General features: G+C 32.7%; 14 protein-coding genes and 2 pseudogenes. 8 read left to right on the forward strand and 8 right to left on the reverse strand.

Annotated features, from left to right (window positions below; genetic code table 11):
- Window positions 1-24 precede the first annotated feature (24 nt).
- Window positions 25-678 (reverse strand): CPBP family intramembrane glutamic endopeptidase, encoded by a 654-nt coding sequence (locus QUF93_RS14710; RefSeq protein WP_289375558.1) that lies wholly within the window; start codon window positions 676-678, stop codon window positions 25-27.
- A gap of 366 nt (window positions 679-1044) precedes the next feature.
- On the opposite strand from QUF93_RS14710, the gene QUF93_RS14715 reads away from it, so the two are divergent.
- Complete coding sequence (locus QUF93_RS14715) at window positions 1045-1251, forward strand: YetF domain-containing protein (protein ID WP_486877491.1); 207 nt, start codon at window positions 1045-1047, stop codon at window positions 1249-1251.
- Window positions 1252-1366: 115 nt separating this feature from the next.
- Here QUF93_RS14715 and QUF93_RS14720 read toward each other — a convergent pair whose 3' ends face one another.
- On the reverse strand, window positions 1367-2863 hold the full coding sequence (locus QUF93_RS14720) for a multicopper oxidase family protein (RefSeq protein ID WP_289375559.1): 1497 nt from the start codon (window positions 2861-2863) through the stop codon (window positions 1367-1369).
- Between the two features lie 550 nt (window positions 2864-3413).
- Between QUF93_RS14720 and QUF93_RS14725 the strand changes: the two genes are divergently transcribed.
- Window positions 3414-3977, forward strand: coding sequence for a hypothetical protein (locus tag QUF93_RS14725; protein WP_289375560.1), 564 nt, complete (start codon window positions 3414-3416; stop codon window positions 3975-3977).
- 80 nt (window positions 3978-4057) lie between these two features.
- Here the strand turns inward: QUF93_RS14725 and pdxR are convergent, their stop codons facing one another.
- Entirely contained in the window at window positions 4058-5497 is a 1440-nt protein-coding gene (gene pdxR / locus QUF93_RS14730; protein WP_289375563.1) for a MocR-like pyridoxine biosynthesis transcription factor PdxR, read from the reverse strand.
- Window positions 5498-5645: 148 nt separating this feature from the next.
- On the opposite strand from pdxR, the gene QUF93_RS14735 reads away from it, so the two are divergent.
- Window positions 5646-6563 (forward strand): DMT family transporter, encoded by a 918-nt coding sequence (locus tag QUF93_RS14735; RefSeq protein WP_289375564.1) that lies wholly within the window; start codon window positions 5646-5648, stop codon window positions 6561-6563.
- Window positions 6564-6746: 183 nt separating this feature from the next.
- Here QUF93_RS14735 and QUF93_RS14740 read toward each other — a convergent pair whose 3' ends face one another.
- The 3 genes from QUF93_RS14740 to QUF93_RS14750 all read right to left on the reverse strand — a co-directional run bounded on the left by QUF93_RS14740 (window position 6747) and on the right by QUF93_RS14750 (window position 9498).
- Window positions 6747-7190, reverse strand: coding sequence for a carboxymuconolactone decarboxylase family protein (locus QUF93_RS14740; RefSeq protein ID WP_002119650.1), 444 nt, complete (start codon window positions 7188-7190; stop codon window positions 6747-6749).
- 81 nt (window positions 7191-7271) lie between these two features.
- Window positions 7272-8576, reverse strand: a complete 1305-nt coding sequence (gene secY, locus QUF93_RS14745) for a preprotein translocase subunit SecY (protein ID WP_289375565.1) — start codon at window positions 8574-8576, stop codon at window positions 7272-7274.
- Window positions 8577-9030: 454 nt separating this feature from the next.
- The gene (locus QUF93_RS14750) at window positions 9031-9498 is read right to left on the reverse strand and encodes a VOC family protein (RefSeq protein ID WP_289375568.1); all 468 of its coding nucleotides are present in this window, start codon (window positions 9496-9498) and stop codon (window positions 9031-9033) included.
- Between the two features lie 227 nt (window positions 9499-9725).
- On the opposite strand from QUF93_RS14750, the pseudogene QUF93_RS14755 reads away from it, so the two are divergent.
- The 5 genes and pseudogenes from QUF93_RS14755 to QUF93_RS14775 all read left to right on the forward strand — a co-directional run.
- Window positions 9726-10186, forward strand: a pseudogene (locus QUF93_RS14755) (AraC family transcriptional regulator).
- A 145-nt stretch (window positions 10187-10331) separates the two neighbouring features.
- A complete protein-coding gene (locus QUF93_RS14760; RefSeq protein ID WP_289375569.1) occupies window positions 10332-12035 on the forward strand; it encodes a M4 family metallopeptidase in 1704 nt (567 codons plus the stop codon).
- A gap of 485 nt (window positions 12036-12520) precedes the next feature.
- A complete protein-coding gene (gene pulA / locus QUF93_RS14765) occupies window positions 12521-15091 on the forward strand; it encodes a type I pullulanase (RefSeq protein ID WP_289375571.1) in 2571 nt (856 codons plus the stop codon).
- Between the two features lie 422 nt (window positions 15092-15513).
- Window positions 15514-16113, forward strand: a complete 600-nt coding sequence (locus QUF93_RS14770) for an undecaprenyl-diphosphatase (RefSeq protein ID WP_289375572.1) — start codon at window positions 15514-15516, stop codon at window positions 16111-16113.
- Window positions 16092-16412: pseudogene (locus QUF93_RS14775) on the forward strand (MBL fold metallo-hydrolase); the annotation flags it as partial. The gene QUF93_RS14770 and the pseudogene QUF93_RS14775, both read left to right, overlap by 22 nt.
- Window positions 16413-16452: 40 nt before the next feature.
- Here the strand turns inward: QUF93_RS14775 and QUF93_RS14780 are convergent.
- Both QUF93_RS14780 and QUF93_RS14785 read right to left on the reverse strand, forming a co-directional pair.
- The gene (locus QUF93_RS14780) at window positions 16453-17454 is read right to left on the reverse strand and encodes an alpha/beta hydrolase (protein WP_289375574.1); all 1002 of its coding nucleotides are present in this window, start codon (window positions 17452-17454) and stop codon (window positions 16453-16455) included.
- A 394-nt stretch (window positions 17455-17848) separates the two neighbouring features.
- Window positions 17849-18310 (reverse strand): GNAT family N-acetyltransferase, encoded by a 462-nt coding sequence (locus tag QUF93_RS14785; RefSeq protein ID WP_289359251.1) that lies wholly within the window; start codon window positions 18308-18310, stop codon window positions 17849-17851.
- Window positions 18311-18505: the final 195 nt, after the last annotated feature.

The following is an 18505-nucleotide window of genomic DNA, read 5'->3' on the forward strand; positions in this document are numbered from 1 at the left end:
AAAGTCCTTTTAAAAATAAAATAGTTACTTAAAAAGCATTGGTACAAATGAAATACAGTCAAAAATAAAGTGACAAATCCAACTTACCCAAATACTTTTTGAATTTTTCCATATATAATTTAGTGCTAATCTAACTGGGATTATAGTTATTAATAACTGCATTGGCACAAAACCATAAGCTGGAATATGCCACAAAGCGAACAACACACTACATATTAATGATGCCGTGCCAAATTTTAATCCTAATTTTTGTAATGCGATAATTATATTAGTGCAAATCAACTCTTCACCCATTAACATAAAGGGCACACGGAATAAAATCATAGAAATACTTATTACTTCAGCAACGGAATTTTTAGTTGCTGGTTCAAAAATGTAACTGAATATTAAGCTGGAAGCCGTACCTACGATAATTGTTAAAGGCACACCCCAAAGTAATGTCTTAAAATTAAAATGTTTAAATTGCTCTAACGATATTTTCCCTAAAAAATAGTATCCAATAATTGCACATAATACAACATTCCATAAAGTTTCAAGAATCATTCCCAATACTTCAGGTATATTTCCCCCTAAAACTGCGAAAAGTTGATATACAATCCCGGAAATAATTAATAATCCAAAAGCTAAAAGAGATTTTGAATCAATTTTCTTCTCTGTTTCTATAATCTTTGTTTCCACAACAACCCCTTCTTTCTTATTATTTCATTGATTACGAATATATAATAGCACATCATTCTCCAAAATAATGGTAATTGAGACGGACATAATAATATTATTTTTCCAAATCAGTAAGTCCAAGATTAGGAGATTCCTTGCAAGAGTCATTTACACCAAAACCTATTATTGATATCGTGATTGAATTAAAGCATTTTGAAAATGGTGTGAAAAGCAATTATTATTTTTCTAAGAACAAAATTAAAAAACCTTATTATCTCTACACATATATCGCATGAAATATTATTTAAATTCTATTAAATGAATAGGGGATAATTACCAAATTAATAATATCCTTAAAGTATAGTTTTTATTTTGTATAGGAGGGTGATGGAGTCTATGGCGGTACGTATAGTCGATGATTTACAACAATTATTTATGCATCTGAGAGAAAAAGGTATACATGAAATCAATAATTTACAACAAGCAATCGTAGGAACGAACGGACGGATTGGGTATCAACTAACTACTAAGGCACAACCAGTTACTTTGGAAATGCTAGAGAAGTTTCTAGAGCAATACAATCTTAAAAAATAGTTTTAGACTGAAAAGCGTTTCCTGTACATAAAGGCACTTTTTACAAACATGTAAAAGCCCCTTCAGGATTACTGAAGGGACGTTAGTGTTAGCGGTAATTTGTCTCACGTATCTATCAATTTAATTTGTGTCCATTAAGATTGGAAGGTATGATTTTTAACGGTCTCATCATGTCATGGTCTTCATGCTCTAAACGATGACAATGCCATACATAATCTCCAGAATAGGGCTCAAACTTCATTATGATTCGGACGGTTTGTTCACCTGCTACTAGAACGGTATCTTTTAAACCGAAATCAGCTGGGAGAGGTGCTAATAAGTTCCCATTCAAGTCATGACGATCAAGAACTCGAAAATTAACTAGATGTATATGAATAGGATGAATACCAACGGTCAAATTTACTAACTCCCATATTTCAACAGAATTAAGTAAAGGTGTTTCTGTCACTGGATCGTCCCATTCTTTATCATCTAATAAAAGCATAAGACGCCCAAATTCATCTTCTGAGTCATTTAATGTTAATCGTCTTACTTTCTTTACTTTTTCTAATGGAATAAAGTTAATGTTACTTAATTTGCATGGGATTTTACTTTTATCTGGGCAGGATAATGGTTTCGTTACTTGGAACTCCATTATTTCACCAGTTGGATTATCTAAGTCAATTCCATTTTGTAATACTACTTTTTTTCCTTCAAATCTTGAAAAATCAATAATAATATCAATACGTTCAGCTGGTGAGACATCTAAACTTTGTACTTTAATCGGCCGTTTAAGAAGGCCTCCATCAGTTCCTATTAAAAAGAATGAACTAAGGTCACCTAATTGGAACTTGTATGTGCGAGTATTGGAAGCGTTTAATAAACGAAATCTATATTTGCGGGGCTCCACTTTTAAAAATGGCCATACTTTCCCGTTAACTGTAATTGTATTTCCTAAAAATAGAGGCACGATAGAAGGGTATGGTAAATCTGGGGATGGGTCTTCTGGTTGAGCAGGATAAAATAGGGAACCGTCTGGATTAAAGGATTTATCTTGAACGATAAGCGGTATTTCATATTTCCCCTTAGGAAGAGGTAGTGATTTTTCTTCTTTATCACGAATCAAGTAAAGTCCTGCAAGACCCGCATATACATTTAAACGAGTAATCCCAAGTGCATGGTCATGATACCAAAGGGCCGTTGCTCGTTCTCGATTCGTATAATGATAAATCTCTTTTACGAAACTAGGTCCTGTTTGTTGAAAGTTTTTCGTAAACCATGCTTCAGGATGACCATCGCTATCTGGTTCACTTGGGCTTCCATGTAAATGTACAACAGTTCGTACTTCTGGGTTATCATGGATCCCGTGAACGGTTGTATCAACAGGTAAGAAGTGTTTTTTAGGTAAATCGTTTGACCATCTCACATATACAGGATGATCTTTTTTAACCTCAAACGTTGGACCTGGTACCATTCCATTATAGCCCCATACGTTCGTCTTAGGTAAATCACTATGAAACTTGTGTAGCGTTTCAATCATACGTACATCATAAAATGGCTTACCTTTATATGTTCCTGTTGGTTTTATTGCAGAGGAAATCGGAAGGGGATCAATAAATTTTTTTAATTCCAAATATCGCTATCTCCTTTCATCTAATATAGTATATTCTATTACGTGAATGTTATATTGTTTGTATACTTGACCAATAAAATCATTGTTATATCCCTTATACATGTGAAGCAAATATAAGTTACAATAATATACATAAAAAATTAGTGGTCTAACTGAAGAGACTCAGTTGGTTCCCAATTTAAATACGAGTATTATATGTTTTGATAAACTAAATAACGACAGAAGATTTTTATTGAAAAGAATGTGAAGATACTTAATAAAAATAGAGTACATATGAAAATTATTGCGATTCATTCTATTGGTGTATTAAAACTAATTTGTATTAAGAGATGCACAAATAAAAAGGACAAGCATATACTATTAATATCCAATTAACTATTTTAACGTGAATTTTCGTTAATAGAGAACCTCAAAATCCCCAAAAAGAGTGCTTGCGGAAACAAGCGCTCTTTTTATGTAATGATATACATAAAATTTTTAGTTTGTCCAATCTTTCCTAAATCAACGTAATAGTATATATTATTACATTTATTTAGAAAGGGAGATTTCATTGTATTATTACTGCAAATATTGCGATAGCTATGAAGAGAAAAATCACAAGTGCTGTAAAGGGAAATATAAGTATTATAATGATAGCAAAAAAGATGAGGGATGTAATACTGATTGTGATAGTAACAAGAAAAAAAGTAAGCTAGTAGGATTCGCTTATGATACATCTTCTTCAATCATCAATTTACCACTAAGTAATAGTATTGTGGTGTCTGAAGAATTAACTACAGTTGCAGAAGTAACTTTACAACATGCTAAAGCTGGGGATTTAGTATGGCTGAATGGTCTTTTCCACATAAATAATAATAGTTTAACACCAATTGACCTTATAACGGCAATTTATCGTGTAAGTGGTTTCAATAGAAAGCTTATATATCAATCTATTATTGAAATTGATGCCGAATTTCATGATGACGTAACACAAGTAGTGGCACAACACGTTGATCAAATCGGCTCTTCACAAGATGAAGTATCATATATTTTAACAGTGCGCACTAACTCTCCAACTGCAGAACTTTTTGTAAATGGCCCAATTACTTTCACAGCAGCAGAAATTAGTTTGTAAGTAAATAAAGAACCAACACATTTTAAATGTGTTGGTTCTTTATTGTATGAATAAGAAGTAATTCGTTGTTGTTTTGGAGTTTAAATCATTGATTTAAACTTGGCAATTGTATCATGTAATCTTTCTAATCCAATCAACATATCTTTTTCATTTAACATTGAATAACTAATTCGTAAATGATTATATTGAGTTTCATGGCTTAACAGACAAGCTGTGCCGGGTAAAAAAGAAACATCTACCTCATTCGCTTTTTGTAATAATGTAAAAGGATCGATTGACTGAGGGAGTGTAACCCATAAGTTAAATCCTCCATTAGGTATTTCAAATTCTAATTCTTTTAATGGAGATAATATATCAATTGTTAAATCGCGTCTAATTTGTAAAGCAGTACGTAATTTTTCTAAATGATTTTTCATTCGTTCCGCTCGTAAAAAAGGAAGTAGTGCTTTTTGTGTCAATAAGGGACTACCTATATCCATCGAAGCTTTCACGGCATATAACCATTCAAAAATAGGACCTTCAGCTGCAAGCGCCGCGATGCGAAGACCTGGTGCTAACGTTTTACTAAACCCTTTTAAATATATAACATGACCATTTGTATCAAAGCTTTTTATTGGAGGAGGAATTTTAAAATCCTCAAAATATATCTCTCCGAAAGAATCATCCTCTAAAATGAAAAATTGATATAGCTCTGCTAGTTCTACAAGTTCCAGTCTTCTTTCTTTACTCATCACAGTACCTGTCGGGTTCTGAAAAGTGGGATTCACATATAACAAAACAGGATTCTTTCTTTGGCAAATATCATCAATTAAATCTGATCGAATTCCGTTGTTATCAAGACTGACAGGGATAATTTGAACTCCTTTATTGACAAACACATCAAGTGCAGCTCCATAACATGGACTTTCTACTAACACTATGTCTCCAGGCTTTAATAATGTTTGGGCGATTAAATCGATTCCTTGCTGGGCTCCACTTGTAATTAATAATTGAGATGGATCTGTAACTAATTGTTGTTGTTCTTTTAAGTAATTGGCTATTTCATTTCGGAGCTCACTATCGCCTTGAACAGGTCCATAAGTAGCTAGTATCATCGGGTCTTTATTAAGTAATTTGTGCATTTCATCGGATAGAAATGGATTTGGTAATAAACGTGGATACAAGATTGCTTGTGAAAAATCATAATATTTACGATGTTGATTCATTACATATTGAGAACGCATAACATTAATGGATTTCGTTTGTTGCCATTGATACGGAGTCTGTTTGAAATTTCCCCGTACCTGTTTGTGTATATAAGCACCTTTTCCTTGTTCGATGCGTATATAACCTTTCGTTTCTAACTGTTTATAAGCTTTACGGACAGTTAATAAACTAATTTGTAAATCAGCGGCCATAGAACGTAAAGAAGGGAGGTAATCACCATTAAAAAGCATCCCGCTTTGAATGCGCTCAACAATTTGCATATATATTTGTTGATAATACGGTATGTTGGATTCTTTACGTAGTACAATCTTCATAAATTCACCTATTTTTCGTTTTAATTTAATTAAAACGAAAAACCTGCTGCTAATCAACTACATATTGGCTCAACTGTTATATACGTTGATACACTGTTATACACCATTTCTTCTATACTCATTTCAAGAGTAAAAAGGAGGAAACACAATGGTTATTTTTAATTACATTTTGGTATGTATCATCTTTGGAACAACATTTTTAACGATAAAAATCGGAATTGAAGCAGGGGCACCGCCGTTATTTTCAGCTGGAATTCGTTTCTTTTTGGCAGGTCTTATTCTCATTACTATTTTTAAGTTGAAGAGAAAGGATGTTATGCCCTACTTATTATCGAAACGTATTATATATGCTGGTTTTTGTTTAACATTTATGACGTTCGCAACACTATACTGGGCGGAACAATATATTTCTTCTGGATTAGCAGCAGTGCTATCTGCTACGGGCCCAATGATGATATTGCTATTGCAATCAAAGAGAAATAAAACAAAATTGCAAAAAGAACAACTTGTCGCTTTAGTTATAGCACTCCTTGGTGTTTTTTGTATTGCTTTACCTAGAATGCATCAAGAACTCACATTCATATGGAGCATCGCTTGCCTAGTTATATTAGTAGGAGAGTTGTTTTATGGAATAGGTTCTATTCGTTCAAAAGAAATACTTTCAGATTTATCGGATGTATCACCATTTCTCATTAATGGTATTCAAATGTTTTATGGGGGAATCTTGCTGTTAATTGTATCTGTTGTAATGGAACAGCCAAATCTGGCTGTATTAACATCTTGGAATGTACAATGGCCAATTTTATATCTCATATTTATAGGATCTATCGGTGGACACGGTTTATATTACTGGCTCTTATCAAAAACAAATCCAGTATTTCCATCGACATGGTTATATGTATCTCCGTTAATCGCTGTTATTGTAGGTTATTTTGTATTAGGTGAACCATTAAATCCAGCAACGGGTATTGGAGCTTGTTTGATATTAATCGGTGTATTTTTAGCAAATCGTACTACACTTGGAGTTTATTTCAAGCAAGGAAGGTTATTAAAAAAAGAGATGTAGTTAAAGTTTAATGATGTGGAAAACAGCGGAAAACGTATTCAAACTTTAGAAGAAAATGATTAACACATTAGAGATAGTAAAATCAAAAACACAGTTGGGGAAATAACCAACTGTGTTTTTATATAGGGTGTATTTAATTTTACACTTAACTAAATCAATCGCATATTGTTTGGTGGATGCATGCTATTTTTTTATTACGGTATTGCCCATCGAAATAGAAATTCGATTCCAACTGTTTATTTGATTAATGATTAACACAAGATCAACATATTGTTTTTCGTCAAAGTATTCACGTACTCGGTTGTATAGATTTTCAGGAACTCTTTTAGTAGGAATGAGAGTAATATGCTCCGATAGTTCCAGAGCAACTTTTTCTTCAGGAGTATAAAAATCACAATCATCCCAAGCATTTAAACAATAAATTCTTTGCTCGGTTTCACCTAATTTTCGGGCGTCAGAAGTATGCATATCGATACAATAAGCACAACCATTAATTTGAGAGACTCTAATTTTTATAAGCTCTCTAACAGCACGATTAATTGAGGATTTCTTCGTGTATTTCTCCATATCCATCATAATTTTCATACCATCAGGCGAAATATCATAGTAGGCAATTCTTTGACTCATAAGACAAAACCTCCATAATAATAAGTTTTTATAATAAAAACACACTAGGTCGCTATTGGGACTACTAGTGTGTTTTCGTAACTAATTTGCTTTTTTAATAAATCCTTTATAATGACGCTTCACAAGCTGACTTTCGAGTGTCTTCATCGTTTCTAATGCTACACCTACGATGATAAGTAAGCTTGTGCCACCGATTTGGGCAGAAGGTGGTAATGTTGCGATTTTCGTGAATACGAGCGGTAATATTGAAATTGCGCCTAAAAAAATGGCACCGATAAATGTTAAGCGATATAAAATCTTTGTTACATACTGTTCTGTAGATTTACCTGGACGAATACCAGGTACGTATCCATTTTGCTTTTTCAAATTCTCAGCCATTTGTTCAGGGTTCACTTGAATGAATGCATAGAAATATGTGAAAGCAACGATAAGACCCACATAAAGTGTCATTCCAAATGGATGTGCAAAATCAAGATTCGCAATTATCCATTTAGATACGCTTGAATCAGGGAAGAGCTGCGCAATTGTACGCGGCGTCATTAAAAAGGCAGAAGCAAAGATAACAGGAATTACACCTGCACTATTTACTTTAAGAGGTAAATGAGTATTTTTTGCTCCTTGATATTGATTGTTTCCTGAAATAGCTTTTGCATATTGAATCGGTATTTTTCGAACTGCTTGTTGGATGTAAATAACACCAACAACAATCGCTAAAATAACAAGTCCAATTAAGACCATTTTTATAATGTGCATAAATAATTGATCGCCTGCGTTTTGGAATTGTTGTAAATAAATTTGATTTGCAACATTTGGAATAGCTGCAACAAGTCCTGCGAAGATAATCATTGAGATTCCATTACCAACGCCATTAGCGGTGATTTGTTCACCTAACCAAAGTAAAAATGCAGTACCAGCAGTTAATACTGTCGCAATAAATAAGTATGTAGTCCAGCTTGGATCTGTTATTAATTGTCCGCCTGCTATATTATTAAAGCCATAAGACATCCCAATGGCTTGTATGAATGCGAGAATGATTGTAAAGTATCGAGTAAATTGAGCTGATTTCTTGCGGCCCATTTCTCCTTGCTTTGCCCATTCTGTAAATTTAGGTACAACGTCCATTTGTAGTAATTGCACAATGATAGAAGCTGTAATATATGGTGTGATACCTACAGCAAAGATTGAGAAGTGTTGCAGTGCTCCTCCGCCAAATACGTTCAGCATGCCTAAAACGTTGGCTTGATCTTGTACTTTTAATACCTCTGCGTTAGTATGAGGAACTGGAATAAACGTGCCAATTCGAAAAACAATTAACATCGCTAGTGTAAAAAGAATTTTGTTTCTTATCTCAGCTACTCTCATAAAGTTTGAAATCGTACGAAACATCATGTCGCCTCCTGTATTTTTATCAGTTCAATAAAACCGATTATTATATCCCGATGAATAAACCACAAACCTCCTTCCGCATTAAATTCATTTGACAAATGGAATTTCATACATTTTGTAGTTTTCACGGATATATAAATACATGAGTTTTATAAGCGATAGATTATCTTCGTATTCCTTCAATACCCATAATATAACTAATAAATAAAGAAATGTACATACATATGCATGTGAAATAGACGAAAAGAGTGACTTTTTACATTTTTTTAACGTTAAATTGATTGGACAGGTTATTAATTAAGGACAGACCAAAAAATAATGATTAAGTAATGAAGTGCACCCCAACCGTTAGAGAAAATTAACAATTGAGGTGCACTTCATTATTATTTGGCTTTAATATACATGTTATAAAATAAAGATGAATGAATGATTATAGTTTATAGCTAGTATTTACTCATTTAAATGTGGCAGCTAATAGTTTCTCCCAATCTTTAAAGGATAATTTATCGGTTATATGTTTTAATTCATTAGGCACAACGATATGACACATTAGTTCTAAGCTATTACCATCAGGATCATAAAAATAAACAGATGCATTACCTTGATGTGGACGAACAAATGGTTCAATAGATTCATTCATTCCAAATGGAACAGCTTTAATGTGAAGTGAATCTAACCATATTAAGGATTCTTTTAAATCCTCGTATGATACTCGAAATGCAATATGTCGTAAAGAAGGATGATACTTTGTTTCATATTCAGAGCCTTCCCATAACCCAAGCCAACTTTTCCCTTCCTCAATCCAAAAGAATGCGGTCGTTTCATCACTCCATGCTAATTTCAGTCCTAATTTTCGATAAAAATCAATAGAATTTTGTAAATTACTAACTGGTAAGTGTGCTTCGCATAGTCCTTTAATCAATTAAAATCCTCCTTCATATTTGTGTATTCTTATTATTAATATAGCGATTTAAGTAGAATATAAAATCAGATGAAAGTATGAAAGTATATACAACTTTAGTGGTAGTAGTAAACTATCATATTTCAATTAAGATTTATACAATTAGAGAATTTGTTTTATTTTTGAAGAAATATTTGTAAATGCAGGGTAAATAAATTGAGTGTAAATTTATAAAGGGGCTAATGTAAATGAAAGTTGTTATAAAAAATTTACCATCATTCGAAGTGGCATTTATTAGACGGATTGGAAGTTACTGAACTGGTCAAATGAAAATAAACTTTATACACCAGAGCAATCATTTATCGGAATTTCACTAGATAATCCCGAAATAGTTGAAAGGCATAATTTTCGGCATGACGCCTGCGTTACCATTCCGAAAAACTTTGATAAAGAAAAACATCATGATGTGCAATTCAAAAGATTGGATGGAGGTTTATACGCTCTATACCATTTTTATGATAAGCCAAATAATTTGAAAATAGCATATCAATACATATATGGAGAGTGGATAACAAATAGTGAGTATGATGTAGATGATAATAGAGATAATCTGGAATTTTGCATGAATAATATTGCGGAAGATATAGAAGGGAAGTTAAAGAGCACCTTAGGGGGCTCTTTTTTTATTGAAATTAATGCACTTATATGAGTTGTTCTTTATTTATATCATCGTCCTTACAGCATGTAATTTTGCATAATGTTACATAAATTGTGTATTTTCTCTTTTTTTAGACAGTAATTGTAAGTATACTTTGTACAAGCTTTTTATTTCAAAAATTATACGAGGTGAAAAAATGAAAAATACAAAAACATTAACTAAGGTAGCATTAACAACAGGATTAGCTTTAACAGCTGTGGCACCATATGGAATAGGTCATGCAGAGGAAACAGATCAATTACAAGTTCAAATTCAGGAGGAATCGTTCCGTTCGGGTGAACTTACACAACCGTCACAAAAGGCACCAGAAAATGTAGTAAAGGATGCACTTAAGGAGGAAACTGAACAAGCTCTGTCCCAAAAACAAGTCAATGGAGAAACAGGAGTAGATTATAAAGTTCTTCAAAAACGTGATTCGTATGATGGGACTACACTTGTGCGTATACAGCAAACATATGAAGGAAAAGAAGTATATGGCCATCAATTAACTGCACACGTAGATAATAAGGGTGTTATTAAAAGTGTTTCAGGTGATAGCGCACAAAATTTAAAACAAGAAGATTTGAAAAAGCCTATTAAGCTATCAAAAGAAGAAGCAAAACAATATATTTATACGAAGTACGGGAACGATATCAAGTTTATTTCTGAACCAGAAGTTAAGGAAGTTATTTTTGTTCATGAAAATAATGGACAAGCTTCAAATGCATATCAAGTTACATTTGAAGCGGCAACACCAAACTATGTTTCTGGAACTTATTTAGTAAATGCCCAAAATGGAGATATGTTAAAAAATATGGTACAAGAATCTAACTTAAAAGCAAGTGAAAAACTAGTTGGAGCCTTAAAGGAAAGTAAAAAAAGCAGTCTTACATCATTAACTGGAACAGGAAAAGATGACTTAGGTATTTCCCGTTCATTTGGTATTTCTAAACAAAGTAATGGTAAATATGCACTTGCTGATTATACAAGAGGGCAAGGAATTGAAACTTATGATGTGAATTACAAAGATATTGCTAAAGAAGAAAGCTATTATCCTGGTACATTAGCAACTAGTACTTCGACAACATTTAACGATTCAAAAGCAGTAAGTGCTCATTACTTAGCGACAAAGGTATATGATTTTTATAAAGATAAATATAAGCGAAATAGTTTTGATAATAAGGGACAAAAGGTAGTTTCAGTTGTACATGCTTGGGATTCTGAAGATACGAACGATCCGAAAAATTGGCAGAATGCATTAAGTGCTAATAATGGAAGTATGCTTGTATATGGTGATCCTATCGTTAAGGCATATGATGTAGCTGGACATGAATTTACACATGCGGTTACTTCTAGCGAATCTAATCTTGAATATTACGGTGAATCTGGTGCGATTAATGAAGCGCTATCTGATATTATGGGAACATCTATTGAGAAATATGTAAATAATGGAAGTTTTAACTGGACAATGGGAGAACAAACTGGATCTGTTTTTCGTGATATGGAAAACCCAGCTTCTGTTCCATCTTCACTTGGAGTACCTTATCCAGATGATTACAGTGAATTTAACGATTTTAATGGATGGGATCAAGGCGGCGTTCATTTTAATTCAAGCATTATTAATAAAGTTGCGTATCTCATTGCAAAAGGCGGAACTCATAACGGAGTAACTGTTAAAGGAATTGGTGAAGATAAAATGTTTGATATTTTCTATTATGCAAATACAGATGAGTTAAACATGACTTCTAATTTCAAAGAATTGAAATCAGCGTGTATTCGAGTGGCAACTAATAAATATGGAGTGAGTACAGCTGAATTTCAAGCAGTGCAAAAGGCATTTGATGCAGCAAAAATTAAGTAAGTTAGAAATATAGTTTTCATTCATATATTAATACATTATGAAAAACAGCTAATGTCATTTTAAGGATATTAGCTGTTTTTTTACACAGCAATGCATTAGTGAAAATAAACTTACTAAGCAATAATCAGGCTGTCTATCTTCAATAAGTTGCGAAAAATATATAAGGTTAAAAGTATATAAAAACAGAAAATTAATAATATATTGACCTCTTAATAGAAAGTGCTATAAAATGAAAGCGATAACAAACGATTGCTTTAAAATGATTTCCCTGATCTTTTAGTATTTACAAATATATGAAGGCAAAAACAAATCTATTTTTTTAAGCATTAATGCAAACGTTTTCGTATTAAAAGATCATTGAAATACATACGTGAAAATAGTCAATATGGGGGTGAAGTAAAAGAGATTTCTACATTAATTTAAGCAGTGTAATTTAGTACGAGCATAATAAATCGCTCGTACTATTTAAAGAAAGGGTGTATGTGGTGCAAATGAAAAAAAGATTAATTAACAAATCATTTTTATTACTTGCCATAATCGTTATGTTATCATCTGTTTTTTCTTTTCAGAATGTGAAGGCAGTTTCAAATTCGAAAACAACTGAAGTTATCATTCATTACAAAGAGCAGTCTGGAAATACAAAAGACTGGAACCTTTGGATTTGGGGAGAAAACGCAAATGGTAAATCATATGAATTTACTGGTGAAGATGAATTTGGAAAGTACGCTAAGATGAATATAGATGGTGACTATAATCGTGTAGGATTTATCATTCGTACAAATGAGTGGGAAAAAGATGGTGGCGATCGTTGGATTGAAAATATAAAGGACGGTCGTGCTGAAGTATGGATTCTTTCGGGTGATGAAAAAGTATATAATTCTAAGCCTTCTTCGGATCTATCAATTCAAAAAGCAACTATTGATAGTTTCAATGAAATTACTGTAACGACTAATGTCCCGTTTAATATTAAGGAACGGAAGATTGAAATTGAAGGCATTAAAATTAAGAATATTAGTCCTTTCGATATAAACAGTGGAAATGTTACTAATAAGGTTAAAATAATTACGGAGCAGAAAATTGATTTAAAACAGACATACAAAGTTAAAATTGAAAACTTAGCAACTACGAATACTGAAATTGGTAAAGTCATTCGTAGTGAGGAGTTTGATAATTTATTTTATTATGGTGGTAACGATTTAGGTAATGTATATACACCACAACATACAAAGTTCCGTGTATGGGCTCCTACTGCAAGTGAAACGAAGTTAGTTACATATAAAAAATGGAACGATAAAATAGGTACTGAAATAAACATGCAACAAGGTGAAAAGGGCACTTGGAAAGCAGAACTTAAAGGGAACCAAAAAGGTCTCTTTTATACGTATAAGGTGAAAATTGGTGATAAGTGGACTGAAGCCGTTGATCCGTATGTGCGTGCTGCTTCTGTAAATGGAGATAAAGGTGCGGTTGTTGATTTGGAAGAAACAAATCCGAAAAAATGGAAAGCAAACAAAAAGCCAAAATTTAAAAATCCGGAAGATGCTATTATTTATGAATTGCATGTACGTGATCTTTCTATCCAGCCCGAAAGTGGCATTAAACAGAAAGGGAAATATTTAGGTGTAGCAGAAAAAGGAACAAGAGGGCCTGAAGGTTTGAAAACGGGACTTGATCATATGAAAGATCTTGGTGTTACACACGTTCAGCTTTTACCGATATTTGATTATGCTTCAGTAAATGAAGAGAATTTAAACGAACCACAATATAACTGGGGATATGACCCGAAAAATTTCAATGTTCCAGAGGGATCCTATTCTACAAATCCATATGCGCCAACTGTTCGAATAACTGAATTAAAGCAAATGATTCAAACACTGCATGAAAATAATCTTCGTGTTGTTATGGATGTAGTTTATAACCATATGTATAGTGCTACTGAATCTAATTTTCATAAGTTAGTTCCCGGTTATTATTATCGTTACAATGAAGACGGAACATTTGCAAATGGAACCGGTGTAGGAAATGATACTGCTTCAGAACGAAAAATGATGAGGAAATTTATGGTCGATTCTGTAGCATATTGGGCAAAAGAATACAATTTAGACGGATTCCGTTTTGATTTAATGGGTATTCATGATTATGAAACGATGAATGAAATACGTAAAGCTGTTAATCAAATTGACCCTTCTATTATATTGCATGGAGAAGGCTGGGATTTAAATACACCTCTTGAAGCTGAGTTGAAAGCAAATCAAAAAAATGCAGAGAAAATGAAAGGGATTGCACATTTTAACGATAATATACGTGATGGATTGAAAGGTAGTGTATTTGAAGAGAAAGAAAATGGATTTGTAAATGGAAAGGAAAACATGGAAGACCGTATTAAAAAAGGGATTACGGCAGGTATTGACTACGATACAAATTCGTCTACTTATCAAGATCCGGAACAGGTATTAACTTATGTGGAAGCACATGATAATCATACATTATGGGATAAACTTGAGTTGACTAATCCAGGTGACAGTGAAGAAGTGCGAAAACAAATGCACAAATTGTCTTCTTCGATTTTATTAACATCACAAGGCATTCCATTCTTACATGCAGGACAAGAGTTTATGCGTACGAAATATGGTGATCATAACAGTTACAAATCTCCAGATTCAATTAACCAGATGGACTGGTTGCGCCGTGCATCGTTTAATAATGAAGTAGATTATATGAAGGGCTTAATAGAATTACGCAAAAAGTACGCAGCCTTTAGAATGACATCTGCAGAACAAACTAAAAAACAAGTATCTTTTATTGATGCTCCAAAAAGTGTTGTGGCTTATTCAATAGATGGAAAGGGCAATGGAAATAAAAACGAATACTTTATGGTGGCTCATAATGCAAATAGGGAATCCGTTGAAATCGCGCTTCCATCGAAAGGTCCTTGGAAAGTGTTAGTAGACGGTAAACAGTCAGGTAGTAAAACACTTTACGTTGTCCGTGATAATAAAATTAAAGTTCCTGCGTTAAGTTCATTAGTTTTAAAAACAGAGAAACCGATTAAATAACTTTAAAAGCGAAGTGAAGGTTGTTTTCACTTCGCTTTTAAAGTTAAAACAGTATAATTTCACATACTGTAATTATATTACAATTTAATAAACAAAAAGAGAAGAACTCACCAAGGTTCTTCTCTTTTTTATGTGTAATTATGGTTTCCATAATTGTAGATATAAGAGTTTTTGACAATAGCAAAAGATAAGACGGTGAACCGATTTACAAAGTGACGAGAAAATGACAAAACTGTAAGAATGCATGAATGTTTGTAAGAAAGTTCGATGTTTTCCTTTTTCCTTTTTTATTAAAGTGAAAAAGAAGAAAGCGATGTCATAAGAGGTTGATATTTTAGTTGAGTACAATAACTCAAATTATTCATGTAATGAAGGTATATGGCAAATAGTAAAACACCTTACTAAAAAGGAGGGATTTGAAAATGTCTTTTTCTCAATTCAATATTGATATTTTTCGAGCAATTAATGATTTAGGTAAACAATATTCTTTCCTAAACTCAGCCATGGTATTTTTGGCAGAATATATGGTATATATTTTGAGTTTAATTATTATAGCTTATTGGTTTACTGGGTCCAGAAAAAGTAGGATGATGGTTATTCAAGCGATGGTTGCTTTTGTAATTGCTGAGGTGATTGGAAAAATAGCAGGGGAATTTCATTTGAATTATCAACCGTTTGCAGTATTACCTCATGTTAATAAACTTGTCGACCATACTGTAGATAATTCATTTCCTAGTGACCATACGATTCTCTTTTTTTCGATTTGTTTTTCGTTTTGGCTTGTGCGTAATAAGACTAGATGGTTATGGCTTATACTTGCATTTTGTGTAGCGATCTCTCGTATTTGGGTAGGGGTTCATTATCCTTTCGATGTTGCAATAGGGGCTTTAATAGGATGTATTTCAGCGTTACTTTCGTATTGGTTAGTACCTAAATTTTCTTTTATCAAGCAATTGCTTACTCTATATGAAAGAGTAGAGAAACATGTTTTACCATCTAAAAACAAATCAAAGGGATTTTGAGTATAGCCCTTTCTCATCCTCATTACTATTCTCCACAAGTTGAATAGGTCGAGTCTTTTGAATTAACAAATAGCATTACTTTAAATCGTATTGGAGGTCATTTTAAAGGAAGAACTGTTTTACACTGAAAAGGTGGAAATCATAATAAAGGTATTTTGCTAACAAGTAATATCATTCAAGTGGTTTCCGACTGTCAGTGGGTTAGTTTCATGTACAGTTATCCAAATCTGATTCCACTTCCTGCTAGTGAAACCAGCATTACTGACACGTACAAGTTATCAACAATCTTTATGTTGTAAGAATCTTAGCATACGAATGTTGGTACTACTCCCTCACAATTTAAGGCATGTCATTGGGGAAGTTTTGGGAGTTCAATCGATTCTGAATAAAATTGATAGTATCAATTGCAATTTTTTTACGTTTAAGGACAATCCCAGCATGCCCACATGTATAAATATATCGCGTAGGTCTTTCCCAGGATTCCCACAAATAGTCCGTATCCTCAGAATGCACATATAGATCGTGCTTGCCTGAAATTAATAAAATATTTTCTTTTTTTACTTTTGGTAATGCTTGACTCGGTTCAGTGATTTTCCAATAAGCTATTAAATCATCATACGTAACACCATGATGTTCCAAGTCTTCTCTAATAAATTTACCTGGATTTGTCTTCCAAATTGAATAAGAGAGTCGATTCGCGTAGAAAATGGATGCTAACACATCAATTTCTGGTTCAACAAGAGATGTTAAGTTAGTAATAACTCCACCTAAACTGATTCCTATTAAAATCAAGGGACCATTTTTATTTGCTTTAATCCATTTGATCAAAGTTCGTAAATCAGCTACCGCTTGTCTAGTTGCTTCTACAGTTCGTTCAATATTGGCACTTACCATGTACTCTCCACTGAATAAGGATTGGTTGGGTTTTCTTTCAAAATGATAGGGTAGAGTGAAATAATACATATTCCACTTCAAGTTGGTCATATGGTCGTGAAATATTTTTTTTACACGTTCGTTAGAATCCATTCTCCAACCGTGAACAAAGATGACATGAGGTGCATCTGCATTTTTATGTAAAAATAATTCCCCAGTTACAGAGTCGTTGCGTGAATCACCAGATTGAACCGAGCTTTTATATTTGAATTGTCCCACCATGTATTCCTTTTCCTGCTTTGAATTCTTAATGTTAAAATGAATATTAGATGGTTGTACTTTATAAAAAAATTCTATGTCCTTTATATCTAGTGAGGTGTTAGAAAGAGAAGTATACTGAAACTCGACACTTCTTTTTTTGTGCAAATCATACAAGGCATATCGATCAATGAGCTTTGAAAAAATCAAATTAACCTCCTCCAAAATACATATTGTCTAAAAGATGGACAATATTTATGCTGTAAATTAATTGTAAAATATTCTCTTTTCCTAATAGTAGATGCTTGAATTATAAAACAGGTAAGGAATTTGTATATTATATTATAAAGCTATCAATAAAATAAAAATATAAATAATTTTTACTAAAATCTAAAAAGCAAGTTAATATTCTCATTCATAAAAGAGAACATTAACTTGCTTATTTTCGTATCAAAAGGTACACCTTTTGAAGTGACGTAATTTATATGAAAGACAATGTGTCAATTTGTATATTTAATACAGTGATAGTTACCATAATTTTCGAAGCCTATAGTTAATTTACCTTACAATATACGTCTTTTTGGTATATAAATAGCTATATTCATTAGAGAAAGAGTTTTAATCCTTCATGAGAATCTTTAAAACCTAATTTCTTATAAAATTGTAAAGCCTCTTGTCGTTCTTTATCTGTTGTTAACTGTACTAAATGACATCCCCGTAATTTAGCACGTTGAATAGCCCATTCAATAAGTTTACTTCCTATACCTTTACCACGTTTTGATGAGGCTGTCCGTACACCCTCGATTGTAGCTCTCCAACCCCCTTGACGTGCAATGTAAGGCGTAAATGTAATTTGTTGAAGACCAATAATCTCTGTCCCATCACATGCTACGATTAATTCGTTATTTGGATCACAATCAATAGCATGAAATGCTCTTATATAACTATCAGGAAGTGGTGTTTCATAGCGTTCTCTTTTATTTCCTAAAACATCATCAGCAAGCATTTGTACAATTTTATCTAAATCATCTACAGTTGCAACCCTAAATGTTATAGTTTCTGTCACTATCAAAAAACCTCCTTAACGTATGCACTTGTTACTTTTATTTTACCTGTTTAAATACAATAGGTTAAATTATAAAATATTATGAGTCTCTATAACTTTTTCTTATAGATAGCATAAAAGCCTAACTTATAAAATTATAAGTTAGGCTTTTTAACACAATATTATTATTAGAAAACCCGACCAACTTCAATAAAA

This window comes from Bacillus hominis, assembly GCF_030348325.1.
Lineage (GTDB): Bacteria > Bacillota > Bacilli > Bacillales > Bacillaceae_G > Bacillus_A > Bacillus_A hominis.